A 20,178-nucleotide genomic window follows, 5' to 3' on the forward strand; every position below is an offset into this window, starting at 1 on the left:
CATGGGCAGCTCAACCGTTGGAACAGCCGTTACCCATCACTCGGTATTCAAGAATGTGTTTCTGGCCCTTGGAGTCTTCATACGTCATGAGCACAGGTACCACGGCGCAGACGTGCGCGACTTCGCTGATGGAAATGACGCGGGCGATGTCCAGGTGCTGGGCATAGCTGTATTGCTCAACCGGTATCGGTTCGTCGGCCATCGCCGCAGAACAGAAAAAACTCGCTATCAGTACAGGTAACGCGTTCATGTTCAGAGGCCCTCCTCCACATTTTCAAGAACATGGAGCCCGGCAGCCATGCAGCGCCGGGCCCCTGGGTGGGGTGATCAGAACGGTTTGGTCGGCAGGTACTTGCCATCCAGGGTGATCACCGCGCGGGAGCCGCCGTCTGGGTCATCGACCTTCTTGACGTCCAGTTTGAAGTTGATGGCGCTGATGATGCCGTCGCCGAACTTCTCGTGAACCAGCGCCTTGAGCGTGGTGCCGTAGACCTGAATCATTTCGTAGAAGCGGTAGATGGTTGGGTCGGTAGGAATGCCGTTGCCGATGCTGCCGCGCAGCGGGATGCTTTGCAGCAGAAGCACGGCATCGGCGTCGAGGCCCAGGGTGTCGGCAACCACCTGGGCTGCGTTGGCCGGCAGCGGGTGCTGACCAAGCAAGGCGGCGGTGACAAAAGCTTCGTGCAGGCCGGTGCCTTCGGCAATCTGAGCGAACGACAGGTCTTTGCGGGCCTTGGCCAACAGGATGACGTCGGTCAGGGCAAGGCGAGTGTCTTGGCTGATTTGTGATTGGATCATGGGGATATCTCCGTGGGTAGAAACGAGGGTTAGTGGGTAGCAACGCAAGCGGTAGGGCTTTCGGCCAGCGACACGAACTTGCCGGTGCGGCTGTCGAAGGCCTGGATGCAGCCGCTTTCGATGTCGTAGACCCAGCCATGCAACGTCACGCGCTTTTCTTCCAGCGCGAGGCGTACCGAGGGGTGTGTCTGGATATTGGCCAACTGCGCGATGACGTTTTCGCGCACCATCGAGGCGACCTTGGCATGCTGGTCGACATGCTGGCGGGCCTCGTTGACCACCCGACCGGAATCGGCGTAGCGCAACCAGCCGGCCACGGCGGGCATGTTGTCCAGGCATTTGCAGGTGGCGATGGCGGTCATGGCGCCGCAGTCGGAATGCCCGCAGATCACGATGTCGCTGACTTTCAAGGCTGCGACCGCGTACTCCACCGAGGCGGACACACCGCCTGGCTCAGGGCCGTAGGACGGCACGATGTTGCCCGCATTGCGGATGACGAACAGGTCGCCCGGCTCACGCTGTGTGACCAGCTCCGGCACCAGCCGGCTATCGGAGCAAGAGATGAACAGCGCCCGCGGGCTCTGCTGGTTGGCCAGGTCTTTGAACAGGCCGGCACGTTCAGGAAAGGCATTGCGCTGGAATTTAAGGAAACCGTCGATGATGTCTTGCATGGTTGACTCCGTTGGTTCGCGATGCGATGAGGCAAAGGTTACGGAGGCCGTGCAATAAGGTAAAAGTCTCATATATGATTATCTGCATCAGATAAACTTATAGGTACAGGCATGCTGGCGCGCCATATTCAGTATTTTCTTGCGGTCGCCGAACATCAGGGCTTTACCAGTGCCGCGGCGGCACTGCATGTTTCGCAGCCCGCGCTGTCGCAGCAAGTGCGCCAGCTGGAGGAAAGCCTCGGGGCGCAGTTGTTCGATCGCTCAGGGCGCAAAACACGCCTGACCGATGCCGGGCAGGTGTACCTGCGTTATGCATTGCGGGCGGCGCAGGAGCTGCGCGAAGGCAAGCGGGCGATCCATGATGTGGGCGATCTCAGTCGAGGAACGCTGCGCATAGCGGTGACGCCAACGTTCACGACCTACCTGGTCGGTCCGTTGGTGGAAGCCTTTCACAGCCGTTACCCGAACATCACGCTGAACGTGCATGAACTGGCCCAGGAGCAGATGGAGAACCTGCTGCTGAGGGACGAACTGGATGTGGGGATTGCGTTTGATGAGGTGCATGCGCCAGACATCGAAGCCTATCCGCTGCTGGTTGAAACGCTTGCCCTGGTCGTTGGTAGCCGACATCCGCTGGCCGGGGCGCGGGCTGTCGGCCTGGAGACGCTGAATGCGCAGTCGCTGATTCTGCTCAGCAAAGCGTTCGCCACCCGCGAACAGATCGACCGCTATTGCAACCAGCACGGCATTCGCCCGCGCGTGGTGATGGAGGCCAATGTAATTGGTGCGTTGATTGAGGTGGTGCGCAGAACCACGCTGTCGACCTTGCTGCCCGCCGCCATAGCGCAGGAGCACCCAGAGTTGGTGTCTGTCGAGTTGGGGCCGCATCGGCTAGAGCGTACAGCGGTCTTGATGCAGCGCAAGAATGTCTATCAATCCGCGGCTGCCCGGGCGTTTATGGCGCTGGCCAAGGAAGTGGCGGGTGATCTGACGACCAAGACAGATGAGTAGCAGAATACGAAGGGCTTTCAGCGTGCCCGCAACCTCTTCCATGTCGCCATGTACCGACCCATGGCTCGGTACTCAGTACTTGCCCTGCCAGGGCTGCTAAAGTGGCTTATCCATAGGGTTCCGAGGGCTATCGTGTATGTCCGATGCAAGCGAGCTTGTCAATGACAGTGAGGTGTACAGAACCCTTCTGGAGTCGACCAAGGCGATTCCCTGGAAGATTGACTGGGCCTCGATGAAATTCACCTACATCGGCCCTCAGATCGAGGCGTTGCTGGGCTGGAGCCCTGAAAGCTGGGTGAGCGTGGAAGACTGGGCCATGCGCATGCATGCAGAAGATCGCGAGCATGTGGTGAACTTCTGCGTGACGCAATCCAAGGCTGGCGTGGACCATGAGGCGGACTACCGAGCGCTGACCAAGGACAACGGCTATGTGTGGATCCGCGACGTTGTGCACGTGGTGCGCAATGACAGGGGCGAAGTCGAAGCACTGATCGGCTTCATGTTCGACATCAGCGAACGCAAGAAGACCGAGGACCAGTTGCTGAGTTTGCAGAAGGAACTGGAGGTGCTCTCGTTCAAGGACGGCCTGACGAATATCGCCAACCGTCGTCGCTTCGACAGCTGTTTCGAGTTGGAGTGGGAACGTGCGCGCCGCGAGCGCCGGCCATTGTCGCTGCTGTTGTTGGACGTCGATTTTTTCAAGCAGTACAACGACTTGTACGGCCATATTCAAGGCGACAAATGTTTGATAGCGATTGCCCAGACCCTGAGTTTGGCGTTGGATGGCCCACGCGACCTTGTGGCTCGCTATGGCGGCGAAGAATTTATCGTGCTGCTGCCCGAAGCCGATGCCGAGGTGGCGCGTAAAGTGGCTGAGCGCTGCCAGCGGTTGATCCACAAGCAGTCCATCGTGCATGCGCTATCGCCACATGACCACCGCCTGACGGTCAGCATAGGCGCGGGTTCGGTGGTACCAGGCGAGCGGGACAGGCCTACAGACTTCATCAAAGCCGTGGACCAGCAGCTCTATGCGGCTAAAAACAACGGACGGCACCGCATTGAGTATGTGCAGTTGGAGGGGTTGTCGGGCTGTTCAGCAGTTGAAGGTGCAGAAGAACAAACAACTGCCCGTCCTTCATAGAGGGTCATCAACAGCCACGGTGATGCTGGAGAAAACGCAGCGGCGAGTGCGATTCGAGATTACTGGGCAAACACGGTCTCGGCCGTCGCTAACGGACCCAAGGCTGCCGGTGGTTAACGGCAGCAATTGGCCATAAGCGGACTGTAGACAGATAGCTGGCATTCCTACGCTGGCATTCTAGTAATCTCACAACGCTAAAAAGGAACATTCATGTTGGTCATTCAAATTGATCGGGATAGCGTGCATGCAGGGGATGATCTGGAAAGTCACAGGACATCAATCAGGCTTGATCCTGCAGTAACACTGCGCGCTTTGTTCGAAGCGATCCAAGGTATGGGTTACCTGCCTGACATCAGTGGAGGCAAGGCGACGTGGATTATTTGTTCGTCTGGCAAACACATAGGTGTTTTAGCTCAGCAATGGCCAGAAACTAAATTGTTAATCCCCGCCGAGAGCCTCCTGAGTCAGTATTTTGGGGATACCGAACCTCGCCTTCTGTTCAGATATTGGTGCCAGGCAGATCCAGACCATGTCTTTTCACAGATCAAAGCTGGAAATGAACCGCCGTCTCGATTTTAGGACTGGCGGGGGCTACCTACTGATCCAGAAGCTAATATGCCTGCTTTGGGTTGTGGCGGCCTGTTGCAAAGGTGGGCTACCGAGCTATAGCTGCATCCTTTCGGGTTTGCTAGCCCGAGCACCTTAGGACGTGCAAGCGTCCATCCGTCTCAGCTGACACCTTTTTGCACCCGCTGTTTCGTTTTATGACGGCTGTACGCAGGGCGCATTCGTGCGCGCTGGGTTCCTGGAGTCCCGGTCTACCATCCTGCTTACGGCCGTCACCCTTTGTCGTCGGGTGTTATGGCGACTGTACGCGGGGCGCATTCATGCGCGCCGGGGTCCTTGATCCCTGGTCTGCTAACCCGCGTACAGCTGCCTCCCTTTCGTTCCACGGGCCGCACACGCGGCCTACCGACCGTCCCCATTGTTACTGTTTCCCCAACAATGCTTTTCGACCTTGAGCATTTATCCGCCCCGCCTCGCCCGCCTAAACTGGCCACCGTTTTCAGGCAGCCCTACCGCGCCGACTCCGCAAAGGCCATCCCAACGCCAACACCCTTTCCCAGAGCCTTCGGCGCCCCCCGTATCGAATGATCGCGCACGCCCTTGCGCGCTGATCGCCACACCCCACGGGTTCGATCTTTACCGCTGCCGACTGAATGCCTTGACCCCTGCGCAGAGCCTGCGTGCACTTTCCATTGACTAACGGAACGTATGAAAAAAATGACGGATGACCATCAACCGCAAACTCGGAAGTTTGCACTCGGCACCACCGCAAGGGTGCTGTTTGCCCTGCTGGTGCTGCTCGTATCGCTGGCGATGATCTACGGCGGCTTCAAACTGGTAGCACTCGATGGCTCGCCGTACTACCTGATCGCAGGCGTTGCATACCTGCTGCTGGCAGCGCTGATGTTCCTGCGCAAAAGCGCCAGCATCGCCCTTTCGGTAGCCATCGCCCTGGCAACCTGTGTGTGGGCATTCTACGAAGTCGGCCAGTTCAGCTACTGGGAGCTGCTGCCACGCCTGGTGGTACCGGCAATCATCCTGACCCTCAGCCTGTGGGTCGGCGCAGCCTTGCCCGGCACCTCGGCAAGCACCCGACGCCTGGCCAACCGCTTCGGCTTTGCGGTGTTCGCGGGGCTGATCGCGACCTTCGTGGCGGCGTTCTACCCGCACGGTGCAATCTCCACCCCGCTCGCCTCCACGGCCAAGCCTGCGCCAACCGAAGCCCCCGCCGCGCCGGAAAACTGGGAGTTCTTCGGCCGCAACGCCTCGGGCACGCGCTTTGCGCCGTTCAGCCAGATCACCCCGGCGAACGTCAAGGACCTGCAAGTGGCCTGGATCTACCGCACCGGCCGCAGAACCACGGGCGCCGGTGCCGGCGTGGACGAGAACACCCCGCTGCAGATCGGCAACGTGCTGTATTCATGCACGCCAGAAAACCTGATCACCGCCCTCGACGCCGACACGGGCAAGCCGATCTGGAAGTTCGACCCGCACGCGCGCAGCGCCGAGCACGTGACGTGCCGCGGCGTGGGCTACCACGACATCGACAAGGACGACAGCCTGAGCGCCGAGGTCAAGGCCTCGTATGGCGAGCAGCAGTGCCGCCAGCGCATCCTGGTGTCGTCGGTCGACGCCCGCCTGTTTGCCCTGGACGCACACACCGGCACCCTGTGCCCGAGCTTTGGCGACAACGGTTATGTCGACCTGAAAAAAGGCATGGGTCCCACCGAGAACAGCAAGCGCTACCACCCCACCTCCCTGCCCGTGGTAATGGGCCACCTCACCGTGGTCGGCGGCTGGGTGCGCGACATCGTCGCCAAGGAGCCGTCGGGCGCCGTGCGTGCCTTCGACGTGGTGACCGGTGCGCTGGTGTGGGCCTGGGACATCGGTGCGCCTGAAGGCCAGGACGCAACCGCCAGCGACCACCAGTTCACCCTGGAAACCCCCAACGTGTGGACCGTGCCCACCTACGACAAGGCACTGAACCTGGTGTACCTGCCCACCGGCAACGGCCCACCCGACTACTGGGGTGGCGACCGCAACCAGGCCAAGGAAAAGTACGGCTCGGCCGTGGTGGCCGTCGATGCCTCGACCGGCAAGGCCAAATGGGTGTACCAGACCGTGCACCACGACGTGTGGGACTACGACCTGCCGTCGCAACCGGTGCTGTACGACATCAAGAACGCCCAGGGCGAAAAGACCCCGGTGCTGATCCAGACCACCAAGACCGGCAACATCTTCGTGCTGGACCGCCGCACCGGCCAGCCGGTGACTGAAGTTCAGGAGCTGCCCGTACCCACATCCCCCGCCGCCGAAGGCGAACACCTGGCACCGACCCAACCGCACTCGGTGGGCATGCCGGTGATTGGTGCCGAGCCCCTGACCGAGAAGTCCATGTGGGGCGTGAGCACCTTCGACCAGCTGTACTGCCGCATCATGTTCAAGGACTCGGTGTATGTGGGCCCCTTCACCCCGCCGACCGAAAAGCCCTACATCGAATGGCCGGGCCTGCTGGGTGGCATGAACTGGGGTGGCATCTCCATCGACGAAAACACCGGCATGATGTTCGTCAACGACATGCGCGTACCGCTGCGCATGGCGCTGGTCACCAAGGAAAACACCAGCAAGTTCAAGGTTTCCACCGATGAGGTGCCGGGCTTCATGGGTACGATTCGCCCACAAGTGGCGGGCATCTATGGCGGGGTAAAAATCGACATCCTGCAATCCCCCCTGGGCGTGCCGTGCAACACCCCGCCGTTCGGCAGCATGAGCGCCATCGACCTGAACACCCAGAAACTGGTGTGGCAGGTACCGCTGGGCACCGTGCAGGACACCGGCCCCCTGGGCCTCAAGACCCACCTGCCGATCCCGCTGGGCATGCCGACGCTGGGCGGCCCTACCTCGACCGCCTCGGGGCTGGTGTTCTTTGCCGGCACCCAGGACTACTACCTGCGGGCCCTGGACTCGGCCACCGGCAAGGAGGTGTGGAAAGCCCGCCTGCCGGTAGGTGCAGTGGCAGCACCGCTGATCTACCAGTCGCCGGCGACCGGCAAGCAGTATGTGGTGATCTCGGCGGGCGGCATGAGCCATTCACCTGATGTGGGCGACTACATCATTGCCTATGCGTTGCCCGACGCTACTGAACAGCAGTAAGAAGCTGGCGGAAGCCGTATGAAAATAATCCCCGGTTTCGGGGATTATTTTTGTCTGATGGAAGGCTAGAGAGAGGCGCCGTCGCACGGCTGCCGGGCCTGCGCGCAGACTTCCCAGCCACCACCCAGCGCCTTGTAGATGCCCACAACCGCCAGGCGTTGTCGGGTACGTGCAGCGGTCAGGGCGCGTCGGCTGGCGTAATCGGCGCGCTCGGCCTCAAGCACATCCAGGTAGACGCCCTCGCCCTCCGAGAACCGCGCCCGGGCAAGCCGCGCCGCCTCGCCGTTGGCCGCCGATTCGAGCAATCGCAGCCTCAGGGTATTGCTCGCAGCCCCGTGGGCCTTGAAGGCATCATCGGTTTCCTGCAACGCGCGCAATACCGTCTGGTCGTACACGATCAACGCCTCCCTGGCGCGTGCCTCGCTGGCGGCAATGCGGGCACGCACACGCCCGGTGTCCAGCAGCGACCAGCGAATCATCGGGCCGATAAAGCTCGACAGCGCGCCCGCGCCACTCATCCCGTCGAGGCTTCCGGTGACCACACCGATGGAGCCCTGCACCTGCACCTCGGGATAGAGGCCCGCCGTCTCGACCCCGATTTGCGCCGTGGCGGCCGCAAGGGCGCGTTCTGCGGCGGCAATGTCGGAGCGTCTCCAGAGTAACGCCGTGGGCTCACCGACGGCGATCGTGCGCAGGGCCAGCGCCTGATCCCCAGGCTCGGCGGCCGGTGGTGTGAACCGCTGCGGCGGCTCGCCCAGCAGGATCGCCAGGGCGTTGACCGAGGCATCACGCCGACGCTCCAGCTCGGGCACGCTCACCTCGACCGAGCGCAACAGGGCTTCGGCCCGCAGCCGGTCGAACTCGGTGGCCGCCCCGGCGTTCACCTGGCGTTCGACCATGCTCAGGCTGTCGCGCTGGCTTTGGCGGGTATCGGCGGCAACCGCCAACTCGGCCTCGATGCCCCGCAGCTCGAACCAGGTGGCCGCCATCTCGGCCGCCACACTCGCCTGCACCCCGCGCAGCAACGCCTCGCGCGAACCGGCCTGGGCGCGTGCGGCCTCCACCGAGCGGCGCACGCGGCCGAACAGGTCGATTTCCCAGGACGCATCGACCGCCCCCCGATAGGTTTCGTTCTGCCGCGACTGGCCAGCCGGTGTCTGCACTTCGCTCCAGCGGCGGTTCTCGTAGCTGAGCGCAGGGCCGCCACGCGGAAGGAAACCCTGGCGGCTTTCGCGCAACATCGCCCTGGCTTCTTCGAGCCGCACGGCAGCAATCGCGATGTCATGGTTGGCGGCAAGCGCCCGCTGCACCAGCCCGGTCAATGCGGGCTCGTCAAAGGCACCCCACCACCGAGCCTCGACGCTACCGGGGCCAAGCCCGGCAGGCAGCTCATCGAAACGTGCGGGAAGCTGCGCTGCCGGCAGCGACGGCGCAACGTAGTCGGGGCCCACTGCAGCACACCCGGCCAGCAGCATGAGGGTGGCCAGGGGCGCCAGAACAGCTCGATAGCAAAGGCTCATGAACGGCGCTCCTCCAGGGCAGGCTGGGCTGTGGGCGTGTGCCGCTCGAAGCGGGCCGCCAGGCCACGGATCACCACATAGAAAACCGGGGTCAGGAACAACCCGAACAGCGTCACCCCGAGCATGCCGGCAAACACCGCCACCCCCATGGCCTGGCGCATCTCGGCACCTGCGCCGCTGGCAAGCACCAGCGGCACGACGCCAGCGACGAAGGCCAGGGACGTCATCACGATCGGGCGCAGGCGCAACCGGCAGGCCTGGACAACCGCCTCCAGCGCACTCGCCCCCCGCGCTTCCAGGGTGCGGGCGAACTCGACGATGAGGATCGCGTTCTTGGCGGCCAGGCCCACCAGCACGATCAGCCCGATCTGCACGAACACGTTGTTGTCGCCCTCCATCAGCCACACCCCGATGATCGCGCTCAACAGGCACATCGGCACAATCAGCAGCACCGCCAGGGGCAGCAGCCAGCTGTTGTACTGCGCCGCCAGAATCAGGTAGGCCAGCAACACGCACAGCGGGAAGATGAACAGCGCCGAATCGCCGGCCAGCTTCTGCTGGTAGGTCAGGTCCGTCCATTCGAAGGTCATGCCTTCAGGCAGCATGGCCCCGGCCAGACGCTCCATCAGCGCAACCGCCTGCCCTGAACTCACGCCCGGCATTGCGCCCCCCGAAATGTCCGCCGAGGGGTAGCCGTTGTAGTGAATCACCCGGTCCGGGCCGGAGCTTGGCGTAACGCTGACAAACGCCGACAACGGCAGCATGGCCCCGGCCGCATTGCGCACCTGCAGGCGGCCGATGGCTTCGGCCTGCATGCGGTGGTCCGTGTCGGCCTGCGCCGTGACCTTGTAGGTGCGGCCAAAGCGGTTGAAGTCGTTGACGTACAGCGAACCCAGGTACACCTGCAGTGCCTCGAACACATCGGTCAGGCGCACGCCCTGGCTCTTGACCTGGGCCCGGTCGATGACCACGTCGAGCTGCGGTGCATTGATATCGAGGCTGGTCATCAGCCCGGCCAACTGCCCCGACTCGGTGGCCTTCATCATCAGGATGCGGGTGTGCTGCACCAGGGCCTCCAGCCCCGCGCCGCTGCGGTCCTCGACTTGCATCTTGAAGCCGCCGGTGGCACCCAGGCCGGGCACCGGGGGTGGCGGGAACACCCCAAGAAAACCATCGGGAATACCCGCGAACCTGGCCTGCAGACGCCCGGCGATGGCGGTTGCAGCCAGGTCCGGCGAGGCACGCTCCTTGAACGGGTCGAGCATGATGAACATCACCGCGGCGTTGGGCACGTTGACGAAACCGTTGATCGAAAGCCCCGGGAACGCCACCACGCTTTCGACGCCCGGCTCGGCCAGGGCCAATTGCGACATCTGCCTGGCCACCGCTTCGGTGCGGTCCAGCGACGACGCGTTGGGCAACTGGGCGATAGCCACCAGGTAATACTTGTCCTGCATCGGCACAAAGCCCGGTGGCACGGCATTGAAGCCGAACGCGGTCAACCCCAGCAGGCCGACGTACACCACAAGCACCAGGCCGCTGAGCCGGGCCACCTTGCGCACCGTGTTGCCATAGGCCTGCGGTGCACGCTGGAACGGCCGGCCAAGGGTGCCGAGCAACCGCCGGGCACGCCCGCGCAGGCTGCGGGGGTCGGGCGTAATGCCGTGCTGGCGTGGCTGCAGCAGCAACCCGGCGAGTGCGGGGCTGAGGGTCAGCGAATTGACCGCCGACAGAATCGTCGAGATGGCAATGGTGAGCGCGAACTGGCGATAGAACTCGCCCTGCAGGCCGCTGAGGAACGCCGTGGGGATGAACACCGCAGCCAGCACCGAGGTGATCGCGATGATGGGCCCGGTCACCTCGTCCATGGCAAGCCTGGCGGCCTGGGCCGGCGCCTCGCCGTTCTCGATATGACGCTCGACGTTCTCCACCACCACGATGGCATCGTCCACCACGATCCCGATCGACAGCACCAGGCCGAACAACGACAGGGTGTTGAGCGAAAAGCCCATCAGGTGCATGACCGCAAAGGTGCCCACCAGCGACACCGGCACCGCCATCAGCGGGATGAGCGACGCACGCCAGTTGTGCAGAAACAGCACCACCACGATCACCACCAGCATGATCGCCTCCAGCAAGGTGATGGCCACCGACTCCAGCGAGGCCTGCACGAACACCGTGGGGTCATAGGCAATGCGCGAGGTGAGCCCCGCCGGGAAGTTCGCCTCCAGCCGCTGCATGGTTTCGCGCACCGCCTTGGCAACGTCCAGGGCATTGGCGCCCGGGCTCTGGATGATCTGCAGCGCAACTGCCGGTTCGCCATCGAGCAGGCTGCGTAGTGCGTAAGAGTCGGCGCCCATCTCGATACGGGCCACATCGCGCAGGCGCGTGACCTGACCGTCGTCGCCGGTGCGAATGATGATGTCGCCAAACTGCTGTTCATCGGTCAGCCGCCCCAGGGTGTTCACGGTTACCTGGAACGCGGCGGTGGCGTTGGGCGCCTGGCCGACCGACCCCGCTGCCACCTGCACGTTCTGCTCGCGCACCGCTTCGATCACCTCGCCTGCGGTGAGCCCGCGCGCGGCGATCAGGTCCGGGTCGAGCCACAGCCGCATGCTGTACTCCCCGGCGCCCCACACCAGCACATCGCTGATGCCGGGCAGGCGCGACAGTTCATCGCGCACCTGAAGGTAGGCGTAGTTCGACATGTAGAGCGGGTCGTAGCGTTTGTCGGGAGACAGCAGGTGAACCACCATCAGCATGTCCGGCGAGGTCTTCTGGGTGACCACGCCCTGGTGCTGCACCTCTGCCGGCAGGCGCGGCAGAACCCGCGAAACGCGGTTCTGCACCTGGATCTGCGCAATATCGGCATTGGTGCCCTGGGCGAAAGTGATGGTCAGTACCATCCGGCCATCGGTGGCAGACTGCGACGCCATGTACAGCATGCCCTCGACCCCGGTAATCGCCTGCTCCAGTGGCGCGGCCACGGTTTGTGCGATTACCTGGGGGTTGGCCCCCGGATAGGACGCCGTCACCTGCACGGTCGGCGGCGTGACCGCCGGGTACTCGCTCAGCGGTAGCTGGAAGAAGGCGACGATGCCGGCAATCATCATCAGTATCGAGAGGACGATGGCAAAAATGGGACGATCGATGAAGAAGCGCGGGAATGTCATTGCGCCGCCCCCAGGGTTTGCTGCGCCTTGACGGGCGAACCCTCGATCGAGGTGGGCTGCGGCGTAACCTGCATGTCTGGGCGCACCAGGCCCTTGACCACGATGCGCTCGCCGGGCTGCAGGCCTTTTTCGATCACGCGCAAGCCCTCCACCATCGGGCCGAGTTCGACCGGGCGGTACTGGGTCTTGTCGTCCTTGCCCACTACCAGTACGTAGCGGCTGCCCTGGTCGGTCGAAATCGATTGGTCCGAGATCAGCACCCTGGCCTGTGGCATGCCGGTCTCAAGCTTCACCTTGGCAAACAAACCGGGCGTCAGCTGCCCGTCGGGGTTGTCGACCACCGCGCGAACACGCAGCGTGCCGGTGTTGCGATCGGCGGCGTTGGCCAGAAAATCGACGCGGCCGGGCCGCGCGTACTGCTTGTCGGTGGCCAGCGCCACGCTCACCTTCGCCGCCTGCGCGCCCGCGCCAGGGCGGCTTGACGCGAGCGAGCGCAGGTACGTGCGCTCGTCCACATCGAAGTACACATGCAGGGGGTCGACAGAGACGATGGTGGTCAGTGGCGTCACCCCATTGGTGACGTAGTTGCCTTCGGTGACCAGGGTTTGCCCTACACGCCCACTGATCGGTGCAGTGACCCGTGTGAAGCTCAGGTCGAGCTTTGCAGCGTCCAGCGCGGCCTTTGCGGCATCGACCTGGGCCTGGCCCGCATCGAGCGCCGCAATCGCGCTGTCGAGCCGGTCCCGCGCAACGACCTTTTGCGCATACAGTTGCCGGGCTCGGGCATGGTCTGCCTGGGCCAGCAGCCACGCCGCCCGGGCCTCCTGCAGGCGTGCGGTGGCGGCGTCGAGCGCGGCCTGGAAGGGCCGCGGATCGATGACAAAGAGCTGGCTGCCCTTCTCTACCATGCGGCCCTCGGGCACGCTCACCGCCTGAATATAGCCGGCCACCCGCGGGCGCAGTTCGACCCGCTTGATCGCGGTCAGCGACCCGGTGAATTCGGCATGGGGCGTTACCGGGCGCACGATCACCTCGGCTACCGGAACACTGGGAGGCTTGGCGGGTTCAGTCGCGGGTGCCGTCTCCTTGCACCCGACGCTGGTGAGCGCGACGCTTAGCGCCGCAGTGAAAAGGGTTACGCGTTTGACGTTCATCACATGGCCTTTCGCACGAGTGTCGACCTGCTTTGCGGGGGCAAAGCAACGTTCGCGTACTTATCCGACTTGCCACGTCTGGAAGGTCAAGGGTTTTCTGACATTGGCCATACCCTGGCGTCAGAGCCACACAATCCGGTCCTTGCCCATGCTCTTGGCCACGTACAGGGCACGATCGGCCCGTTTCAAGGTGTCCTCGTAAGCGTGGTCCTCGGGCAGCATGGCCGTTGCGCCAATGCTCACGGTGACCACCGTGTCGCCTGCCCAATAGCGGCTCAGCTCTTTGCGAAAGCGCTCATGCAGACGCTCGGCAAGCTGCAGCGCCTGCTCTCGCTCGGTATTGGGCAGGCCCACCACAAACTCGTCGCCACCCAGGCGGCAGGCGAAATCCGTTGCGCGCAGCGCGCAACGACAGATCTCGGCCACCGCCTGGATGATCTGATCGCCGGCGTGGTGCCCCTGGGTATCATTGATTTTCTTGAGGTTGTCCAGATCGAACAGGAACACCGACGTCGGCACGCGATAGCGTGTCAGGGACTCGTGGTGCAGTTTCAGGTCATGTTCGAGCTTTCTGCGGTTGAACAGACCGGTGAGCTGGTCGGTATCGCTCAGTTCCCTGAGCCTGACTTCCAGTGTGTGCCGTTCGGAGATATTGCTGGCGACCCACAGCACGACCTCCTCTTCGTCCACCCTGAAGTTCAGGGCCTGGATGCGCCCCTCGAACCAGATGGGGTCCTTGGGGCCCTCATCGGGCAGGCCCTTTACGTCCCTGTTGCTCAGCTCGTACTCGGCGACCAGCAGGTTTCCCGTGGCCAGTGCCCGGGCAATCTGCTCCAGAAACCAGTTCGCCTTGTCGGCATTGATCAGGTCTGAAATATACAGGCCGATCAGGCCGGACCCATCGTGGTAATAACGCGCGTCGCGGCCACCAAACACCGCAACGTACTTGCCACTGCGCGACAGAATGAAGGCAGGGTCGGGCAGCGCATCAAGAATCAGGGCCATCTGTGCGGTGTCGATCATGAAGCACTTCTTCTGTGCCGATTGATGAATGGCGTAACGGTAGCCAACAATACCATTACGCCATCATCCGCAACATGGGCCTTGCGGATGCCACCAACGCCGCACGGCGCTTGCGACAGAACCGTTATCGCGTGTGCTGTGCCAAGCGTTTCCGGCCCCCTGCCCTACGTACAGACCCTAGATCGACACCAACACATCGCACTGCGATTCGCTCAGCACGTGCTTGGTGACGCTGCCCACCAGCAGCTCTTCCAGCGCGCTTTCGCCCTGCTTGCCGACCACGATCAGGTCGCAGTCCAGCTCCTGCTCGGTTTCCACGATCCGCCAGGCTGCGTCGCCGTGTGCAATGATCTGCCGAGCATTGGGCAGGCCGGCGGCTTCGCTCAGGGCCGCAAGTTGCTCCACGGCATCCTTCTTGATGGCGTTGCGGTAGTGCGTGAGGGTGTCCTGGTCGATGTAGGCAAAGCGCATGCTGCCCTCGAAGGGCGCTTCGAACGCGTGCATCAGAATGATTTCGGCTTGCGGGGCCACGGCTTTTGCCAGCTCGATGGCACGCAGCGACGAAGGCGAAAAATCAACCGGCACCAGCACGCGGCGGTACGCCTCGCGCGGGGCCTGTTTGACCACCAGCATCGGGCAGTGCATGCGGCTCAGCATGCGCTGCACGGTGGAACCCAGCAGGCGGCGCGCCAGGTTCTGCCCCTTGGCCCCGCATACCAGCAGGTTGGTGTGTTTGTCTTGCACCACACGGGTGATTTCGGTAGCCACCGAACCGGGCGCGACCTGTGTGCCAGCGGAGATGGCGTAGCGGTGGAACAGCATGGCAGCCACTGCACGCAGGTTTTCGCCGGCACTTTCCAGCACGCGATTCAACAGGTTGTCATCGGGTACCACAACCTGCTTGAGGCGCTCGTAAGGCGCGGGGTTGGCAACGTAGAGCAGGTCCAGCGCGGCATGCTGCGCCTGGCTCAGGAGTGCGGCCCGCTCTGCTGCGTTGCGCGCAGAAGTGGACAAATCGGTGGCAACCAGTACGTGCTTCAACGGGCTCATGTGGGGCTCCTTATGCAATGTGGCACATGCGGATCGAGGCGTTGGCCTGCTGTCGATCCGCTCCTTTCGTGCCGCCATGGTCTCCCGAACCCCATAGGCAGCAGCTTGATTTGCGTCAACCTCAAGGCCAGGCATCTGGCTGCGGCAACAAACTGCAACATGTGGGCAGGGTTCATCAGTGTGCTGCCTGGTTTGTCCTGAACTTGGGAGGGAGGCAAAAACCCGGCAGAGCCGGATGGATGCTTTAAGATCGTGCAGTGTTGAAGGCAGCTGACATCGTTCAGCTTTCGACGCGCTCAACACTCAACAGCAATGAGCCAAGGGGAGAACAACATGGCAGTGGATAAAGCTTGCCCGGTGGTGCTGCGCAGCCGTGAAACGTTGGAGGTTCTGGCGTTCGCGCATCCGTTGGCGGGCCTGCAGTTGGTCAAGGGAAGTGTGGAGCCAGGTGAGCCGAGTGAAGACGCTGCTGTACGAGAACTGTTCGAGGAAGCCGGAATTAATGGCACGGTGGGACGAAATCTTGGCGTGTGGCGCGCTGAGGTAACCGGGCATGTGTGGGCATTTCATGAGTGTCACGTCACCCACGAGCTTCCCGACACCTGGGTTCACTTTACCCAGGATGACGGAGGGCACGCGTTCAGGTTTTTCTGGCATCCACTCCATAGCGAGCCATCCGACGCATGGCACCCACTCTACAAGGATGCATTGAGCTTCCTTCGACTTGGCCTCACTGAAGCACCCGTGCCCGGCTAGGCGCCATGTCGGCTATTGGCCGAGCACAAACGGGCGGTAGACACGCTGATGGCAAAGTAAACAACGTCAACTACGCTGCTCGCAGTTGCCGCGTAATAGCCGGATCGAGTCCATCTTGTGGCGCCCTGCTACTTCAAACGTCGGCACCTTGGGAGGATTGATGAGTTGCTTACCCCGTCACGGCAGAGTCTCCTGCTCGCGTTGCCACACCGAGAGTGCGCCAGCATTCGATGTAGCCACTCGCACCGAGGGCGAGTGGCGTATTACGGCAAACCCGCTGGCATGGGGCAGTACTACGCCAGAGGTGGTTGTGCTGGGCTTCTCCAAGGGCCCCACTCAGGCGGGGGCACTTGCCAGCACACCTCACGACGACATCGCCTACAAGGGCAGTCGTCTCAATGTGGGCAAGATTCTGGCCCACGTGGGCCTTATCCCCGCCGCCCCGCCTGACAGGCTCAAGCAACAGGTGGACCGCCTTATTGCGGACAACAACGGGCGCTTTCATTTCGCAACGCTCATCCGTTGCACCGTAGAGCGCCACGACCGCAAGGCTGGTACCTGGAAAGGATCAGGCGGCGGGATGCTGGACAAGTTCATTGCCAGCCCGTTCGGCAAGTCGGTGGCCAGCAACTGTACAACGGCCTTTCTTCGCGACCTGCCGCAAGAGACCCGACTGATCGTGATGTTCGGCCTGGGCACGGGGATGAACTATGTCGCGTCTGCCTACGCGCTGTTGCGCCATGCCCGCCCCGGCGCATGGAAGATGATCAACGCCGTGGCCTACACAGACGGCAGAATCACCGTGGTGCATGTCGAGCACTTTGCGGCGCAAGGCGCCTTGATCCCCAACTGGCTTGGGGAAAGGGATCACCCGAGAAGCAGGCTTGGCCTGCTCTCGAAAGCGGCTGTTCAAGCATCAGGGGTCGGCAACTTCAGCGGGGGGAATGGGCATGGCTGATCAACCGGTGCTGGCGGGCAAACACTTCCAGGCGATTCTGGCAAGCGCACCGCTGAACCAGGCGACGTTCCTTTGCCAGGGTTCGAGCAGCATGCTGTTCGAGCACGGTACCAGGCTCTATCGCCTCACGCTCGAAGGTTGCGGCCACAATTTTCTTGCCCGGCAGTGGGCCCAGGGCAACCGTAATGTCGTCGAGGTCATTCACGACTATGGCGCCGTGGGTCCCTCTGACGCTTCACTCAGGGGAAGCGAAAACGAGTTCTACTGGCTGGCCGAAGTGGAAAGGTTGATAAGCGTGGATGAGGCCAGCGAGCCGTTACTTGCCAGCCTGCTGTCGGGGTTGCTCGACGACAATGATGATCTGCCGGCCAACGCCGTGCTTGCTGAACAGTGCCTGGCCTTGGCCGGTGAGCATCCCGCGCTGGCGGGGGTGTTGATCACACTCGCCAGGGCGGCGGAATTTGCGCAGCGCCATGAATGTGACGTGGATGCCAAGCTCGACAACCTGATGCGCCGCCCCGCTACCGGGGAGCTGGTGTGGACTGACCCGCTGGGCGGGTGTTTCTATGCGCCGTAGATCAGCAATGAAGTGCTGATTTGGGCTATCGAATCTCAGCGATCTGCAAGGCCGCACACGCGGCCCCCTCAAGATTGACGTCAGCCCATGCGCCGGGCTGCTAGCAAGGCTGAACCGCCATTCGGTTACTGACCTTGCGCCCCAGCACCAGCACCGTGACAAACCCGCAGCCCACCAGTGCCGTGGCCAGGCTCAGCAGCACCGAGCTGCCCATCTGGTCGACGATGCGCCCGCCAAAGAACGACCCCAGCGCAATGATCACCTGAAACAAAGCCACGAACAGCGGCATGCCGCGCTCGACATCCTTGGGCGCTACCACGAACATCCAGATACTGGCGCAGGCCGGAAAGGCACCGAAGGCAAAGCCCCACAGCGCGATCAGCATCACCGCACCGGTCATGCCGGTGGCGAAGTAAGGGAACAGCGCCGTGCTGACGGCAATCATCAGCGCCACCAGCATCAGCGTGTAACGCACGCTGCGGTTGGCGGCAAACCCGGCGAAGACATTCCCCAGCACCCCGGCCACGCCATACAGCAACAGCAGCGAGCCAATGGTCGGCCCATCGAAGCCGGCGCTTTGCTTGAAGAACGGTGCCACATAGGTGTACGCGGCAAAGTGCGCCAGGCCGATCAGCAACACCGCAATCAGGCCGACCCGGGCTTGCGGATTGATGAACAGTGCCGGCAGGTCACTGATGCGAATGGCCTTGTCGGGGTTGAGCCGCGGCAGCAGGAACACCTGGGCCAGCAGCACCGGTACACCCACCAGCGCGGTCACCAGGAAGGTCATGCGCCAGCCCATCAGGCCGCTGAGCCAGGTGCCGACGGGCACGCCCAGCACGGTGGCCAGGGTCACACCCACCATGATGATCGAGGTGGCCTGGGCTACCCCCACACCCTTGGGGGCCAGGCGGCCGCTGAGGGCGATGGCCGTGGCCCAGAACCCGCCGATGCTCACCCCCAGCAGCACACGGCCGAACAGCAGCAGGCTGAAGTCGGTGGCGTAGGCCACCACCGCATTGGCGATGATCATGATCAGGGTCAGGCCGATCAGCAGGTAGCGCCGGTCCATCGCGCCGATGCCCACCGACAGCAAGGGCGCGGCGAGTGCGGCCATGATGCCGGGCAGCGTCACCATCAGGCCGGCATGACCGGCACTGATGCCCAGGTCGCTGGCGACATCGTTGAGTACGCCCACCGGCAGAAATTCGCTGGTCACCAGGGCAAAGGCGCCCACCGCGACCGAGAGAATCGCCAGCCACTGCTGTTTGACGCTCTGTTGATTGTGTTCGGGAAGGCCGCTAGGGGCCTGGCTTGCGCTTGGCATGGTGCTGGGTTCCATGGGGGAAATGACGCCTTGAGCAGGCGCGGGAAGCGGGGAAAAATCGAAGGCGATTATACAAGCGGGTTTTGCAGCGCCGACAGGCGGGCCCTTTGATAGTAATCATCAGCGCTATCGATGAAAGGCCCGTAGTAGAGCAACTGCTGCAGGCCCATGCAAGCTTGGCCCAGCTTGCCGGGCATGCCAAGCCCCGGTACCTGACGCAACATCCGCCAAGGCCCTGCCCAGCGCCTCAAATAATTTGAACCGCCTCTGGGCGAACTCGCCTAATGATCAGCATGTGGATGATCCCACAGGCAACGTGCCAATACCGGCAAGCGCTATCAGAGGTGGTCAACGTGGCTAAGGACGAGAAGAAAAGCAAAGACGGGTCTTCAAAAGCCAGCAAGGATTTGAAAGACAAGAAGTCATCATCGGCAAAGAAATCAGCTGCGGCATCGGCTCTTTCCAAAGCCTCTGAAAAGAAAGAAAAGAAAGACAAGAAAAAAGATGCCGAACCCAAGAAATCTGCAAAAAAATCGGACAGCAAGCCCGAGAAGGCCAAGAAGTCGGACAAGGCAGATAAACCTGCGAAAAAGAAAAAGTGACTGCTGCTGTTGGCTAGGGCTTCATGCCCTAGCCTTCTCATGCTGAGTTACGCTGCGGGTCAACCGTGTTCCGCTGCCAGCATTGCCCTGAACTGAGTGACAGCCTCTGCAGACAGCCCGGCGCCTTCGAACACGGCGCAGGTGAAGCTGACGGGCGCAGGGCCTGGGGCAGTAATGATGCGGTCTGCAATCACCGCTACCGGGCTGTTTCTATAGTGTGCTTGCCCTTCATACCCTGCGGCGTTCTGTTGCAGGAAGCCCGCGCTGTTCGAGGTATGCGCAACCGTGTTCAGAAGCCCGGCCCTCGCAAGCGCCAGTGTTCCCCCGCAGATACCGGCAATGGTCGCCCCACTTGCACGGCTTGCCCGAAGAAAGCCCGAAATATCCGGTGCCTGTTCGCCTTTCCAGGCCGTGCCGCCAATAACGACTACAACGTCCGGCTTCCAATCAAGGCAGTCCTGCAGCGTGCTGTCGACCCTTGCAGCCAGCCCGCCCTGCGAGCTTAGCTGCCCGGCAACTGGGGTGAAAAATCGGGTGTCTATTCCATAAAACGGGGATGCGGTCCCGGCAATAAAGGCATATTCCCAGTCCGCAAAACCGGGTGTCAGTATCAAACCTATCCGTGCCATCAGTCAGAACTCTCCCTATTTCGCGAGACCATAAAGGGGCAGCCCGCAGATTTCAAGGATCGCTTTCG

Annotated in this window: 18 protein-coding genes; 8 read left to right on the forward strand and 10 right to left on the reverse strand. The window is 62.5% G+C overall.

The window, feature by feature from the left end; translation table 11 throughout:
* Nucleotides 1-10 precede the first annotated feature (10 nt).
* The 3 genes from N0B28_RS14225 to N0B28_RS14235 form a co-directional block, all read right to left on the reverse strand.
* The gene (locus N0B28_RS14225) at nucleotides 11-250 is read right to left on the reverse strand and encodes a DUF2790 domain-containing protein (protein WP_078480313.1); all 240 of its coding nucleotides are present in this window, start codon (nucleotides 248-250) and stop codon (nucleotides 11-13) included.
* Nucleotides 251-327: 77 nt separating this feature from the next.
* Nucleotides 328-798, reverse strand: a complete 471-nt coding sequence (gene cynS, locus N0B28_RS14230; protein ID WP_043861410.1) for a cyanase — start codon at nucleotides 796-798, stop codon at nucleotides 328-330.
* 29 nt (nucleotides 799-827) lie between these two features.
* Nucleotides 828-1,469 carry a carbonic anhydrase gene (locus N0B28_RS14235; RefSeq protein ID WP_054914637.1) on the reverse strand — a complete coding sequence of 214 codons (642 nt, stop codon included), beginning with the start codon at nucleotides 1,467-1,469 and terminating at the stop codon, nucleotides 828-830.
* 111 nt (nucleotides 1,470-1,580) lie between these two features.
* Here N0B28_RS14235 and cynR point away from each other — a divergent pair, with 111 nt between their 5' ends.
* The 4 genes from cynR (at nucleotide 1,581) to N0B28_RS14255 (ending at nucleotide 7,341) form a co-directional block, all read left to right on the forward strand.
* Nucleotides 1,581-2,480: a transcriptional regulator CynR gene (gene cynR / locus N0B28_RS14240; RefSeq protein WP_043861412.1), complete on the forward strand. Its 900-nt coding sequence runs from the start codon at nucleotides 1,581-1,583 to the stop codon at nucleotides 2,478-2,480.
* A gap of 136 nt (nucleotides 2,481-2,616) precedes the next feature.
* Complete coding sequence (locus N0B28_RS14245; RefSeq protein ID WP_275726939.1) at nucleotides 2,617-3,621, forward strand: sensor domain-containing diguanylate cyclase; 1,005 nt, start codon at nucleotides 2,617-2,619, stop codon at nucleotides 3,619-3,621.
* 210 nt (nucleotides 3,622-3,831) lie between these two features.
* Nucleotides 3,832-4,200 carry a hypothetical protein gene (locus N0B28_RS14250; protein WP_078480310.1) on the forward strand — a complete coding sequence of 123 codons (369 nt, stop codon included), beginning with the start codon at nucleotides 3,832-3,834 and terminating at the stop codon, nucleotides 4,198-4,200.
* 705 nt (nucleotides 4,201-4,905) lie between these two features.
* Nucleotides 4,906-7,341, forward strand: coding sequence for a membrane-bound PQQ-dependent dehydrogenase, glucose/quinate/shikimate family (locus tag N0B28_RS14255; protein WP_196932442.1), 2,436 nt, complete (start codon nucleotides 4,906-4,908; stop codon nucleotides 7,339-7,341).
* 65 nt (nucleotides 7,342-7,406) lie between these two features.
* Here N0B28_RS14255 and N0B28_RS14260 read toward each other — a convergent pair whose 3' ends face one another.
* The 5 genes from N0B28_RS14260 to N0B28_RS14280 all read right to left on the reverse strand — a co-directional run bounded on the left by N0B28_RS14260 (nucleotide 7,407) and on the right by N0B28_RS14280 (nucleotide 15,261).
* A complete protein-coding gene (locus N0B28_RS14260; protein WP_275726944.1) occupies nucleotides 7,407-8,861 on the reverse strand; it encodes a TolC family protein in 1,455 nt (484 codons plus the stop codon).
* On the reverse strand, nucleotides 8,858-12,034 hold the full coding sequence (locus N0B28_RS14265) for a multidrug efflux RND transporter permease subunit (RefSeq protein ID WP_275726946.1): 3,177 nt from the start codon (nucleotides 12,032-12,034) through the stop codon (nucleotides 8,858-8,860). The genes N0B28_RS14260 and N0B28_RS14265 overlap by 4 nt, the downstream gene beginning before the upstream one ends.
* Nucleotides 12,031-13,188, reverse strand: coding sequence for an efflux RND transporter periplasmic adaptor subunit (locus N0B28_RS14270; protein WP_213605698.1), 1,158 nt, complete (start codon nucleotides 13,186-13,188; stop codon nucleotides 12,031-12,033). Before N0B28_RS14270 ends, N0B28_RS14265 begins: the two co-directional genes overlap by 4 nt.
* Nucleotides 13,189-13,308: 120 nt before the next feature.
* Nucleotides 13,309-14,211: a GGDEF domain-containing protein gene (locus N0B28_RS14275; protein ID WP_054916663.1), complete on the reverse strand. Its 903-nt coding sequence runs from the start codon at nucleotides 14,209-14,211 to the stop codon at nucleotides 13,309-13,311.
* Nucleotides 14,212-14,388: 177 nt separating this feature from the next.
* On the reverse strand, nucleotides 14,389-15,261 hold the full coding sequence (locus tag N0B28_RS14280; RefSeq protein WP_043859950.1) for a universal stress protein: 873 nt from the start codon (nucleotides 15,259-15,261) through the stop codon (nucleotides 14,389-14,391).
* 333 nt (nucleotides 15,262-15,594) lie between these two features.
* On the opposite strand from N0B28_RS14280, the gene N0B28_RS14285 reads away from it, so the two are divergent.
* From N0B28_RS14285 to N0B28_RS14295, 3 genes are all read left to right on the forward strand, one after another.
* The gene (locus N0B28_RS14285) at nucleotides 15,595-16,017 is read left to right on the forward strand and encodes an NUDIX domain-containing protein (protein ID WP_104572328.1); all 423 of its coding nucleotides are present in this window, start codon (nucleotides 15,595-15,597) and stop codon (nucleotides 16,015-16,017) included.
* Nucleotides 16,018-16,327: 310 nt separating this feature from the next.
* Nucleotides 16,328-16,975 (forward strand): hypothetical protein, encoded by a 648-nt coding sequence (locus N0B28_RS14290; protein ID WP_275726950.1) that lies wholly within the window; start codon nucleotides 16,328-16,330, stop codon nucleotides 16,973-16,975.
* Nucleotides 16,968-17,552 (forward strand): hypothetical protein, encoded by a 585-nt coding sequence (locus tag N0B28_RS14295; RefSeq protein ID WP_143516649.1) that lies wholly within the window; start codon nucleotides 16,968-16,970, stop codon nucleotides 17,550-17,552. The genes N0B28_RS14290 and N0B28_RS14295 overlap by 8 nt, the downstream gene beginning before the upstream one ends.
* A 100-nt stretch (nucleotides 17,553-17,652) precedes the next feature.
* Here the strand turns inward: N0B28_RS14295 and N0B28_RS14300 are convergent, their stop codons facing one another.
* A complete protein-coding gene (locus tag N0B28_RS14300; RefSeq protein WP_043859956.1) occupies nucleotides 17,653-18,879 on the reverse strand; it encodes an MFS transporter in 1,227 nt (408 codons plus the stop codon).
* A 353-nt stretch (nucleotides 18,880-19,232) separates the two neighbouring features.
* Between N0B28_RS14300 and N0B28_RS14305 the strand changes: the two genes are divergently transcribed.
* Nucleotides 19,233-19,481 (forward strand): hypothetical protein, encoded by a 249-nt coding sequence (locus N0B28_RS14305; RefSeq protein WP_231390615.1) that lies wholly within the window; start codon nucleotides 19,233-19,235, stop codon nucleotides 19,479-19,481.
* Between the two features lie 59 nt (nucleotides 19,482-19,540).
* Here N0B28_RS14305 and N0B28_RS14310 read toward each other — a convergent pair whose 3' ends face one another.
* Nucleotides 19,541-20,110 (reverse strand): DJ-1/PfpI family protein, encoded by a 570-nt coding sequence (locus tag N0B28_RS14310; protein WP_275726954.1) that lies wholly within the window; start codon nucleotides 20,108-20,110, stop codon nucleotides 19,541-19,543.
* Nucleotides 20,111-20,178: the final 68 nt, after the last annotated feature.

Origin of the sequence: Pseudomonas sp. SD17-1 (assembly GCF_029201585.1) — a bacterium.
Taxonomy (GTDB): Bacteria; Pseudomonadota; Gammaproteobacteria; order Pseudomonadales; family Pseudomonadaceae; genus Aquipseudomonas; species Aquipseudomonas palmensis.

Excerpts from the sequence above, each read along its gene's own strand:
- N0B28_RS14225 (WP_078480313.1), bottom strand. The coding sequence starts at position 250 with ATGAACGCGTTACCTGTACTGATAGCGAGTTTTTTCTGTTCTGCGGCG.
- cynS (WP_043861410.1), bottom strand. The coding sequence starts at position 798 with ATGATCCAATCACAAATCAGCCAAGACACTCGCCTTGCCCTGACCGAC.
- N0B28_RS14235 (WP_054914637.1), bottom strand. The coding sequence starts at position 1,469 with ATGCAAGACATCATCGACGGTTTCCTTAAATTCCAGCGCAATGCCTTT.
- cynR (WP_043861412.1), top strand. The coding sequence starts at position 1,581 with ATGCTGGCGCGCCATATTCAGTATTTTCTTGCGGTCGCCGAACATCAG.
- N0B28_RS14245 (WP_275726939.1), top strand. The coding sequence starts at position 2,617 with ATGTCCGATGCAAGCGAGCTTGTCAATGACAGTGAGGTGTACAGAACC.
- N0B28_RS14250 (WP_078480310.1), top strand. The coding sequence starts at position 3,832 with ATGTTGGTCATTCAAATTGATCGGGATAGCGTGCATGCAGGGGATGAT.
- N0B28_RS14255 (WP_196932442.1), top strand. The coding sequence starts at position 4,906 with ATGACGGATGACCATCAACCGCAAACTCGGAAGTTTGCACTCGGCACC.
- N0B28_RS14260 (WP_275726944.1), bottom strand. The coding sequence starts at position 8,861 with ATGAGCCTTTGCTATCGAGCTGTTCTGGCGCCCCTGGCCACCCTCATG.
- N0B28_RS14265 (WP_275726946.1), bottom strand. The coding sequence starts at position 12,034 with ATGACATTCCCGCGCTTCTTCATCGATCGTCCCATTTTTGCCATCGTC.
- N0B28_RS14270 (WP_213605698.1), bottom strand. The coding sequence starts at position 13,188 with ATGAACGTCAAACGCGTAACCCTTTTCACTGCGGCGCTAAGCGTCGCG.
- N0B28_RS14275 (WP_054916663.1), bottom strand. The coding sequence starts at position 14,211 with ATGATCGACACCGCACAGATGGCCCTGATTCTTGATGCGCTGCCCGAC.
- N0B28_RS14280 (WP_043859950.1), bottom strand. The coding sequence starts at position 15,261 with ATGAGCCCGTTGAAGCACGTACTGGTTGCCACCGATTTGTCCACTTCT.
- N0B28_RS14285 (WP_104572328.1), top strand. The coding sequence starts at position 15,595 with ATGGCAGTGGATAAAGCTTGCCCGGTGGTGCTGCGCAGCCGTGAAACG.
- N0B28_RS14295 (WP_143516649.1), top strand. The coding sequence starts at position 16,968 with ATGGCTGATCAACCGGTGCTGGCGGGCAAACACTTCCAGGCGATTCTG.
- N0B28_RS14300 (WP_043859956.1), bottom strand. The coding sequence starts at position 18,879 with ATGCCAAGCGCAAGCCAGGCCCCTAGCGGCCTTCCCGAACACAATCAA.
- N0B28_RS14310 (WP_275726954.1), bottom strand. The coding sequence starts at position 20,110 with ATGGCACGGATAGGTTTGATACTGACACCCGGTTTTGCGGACTGGGAA.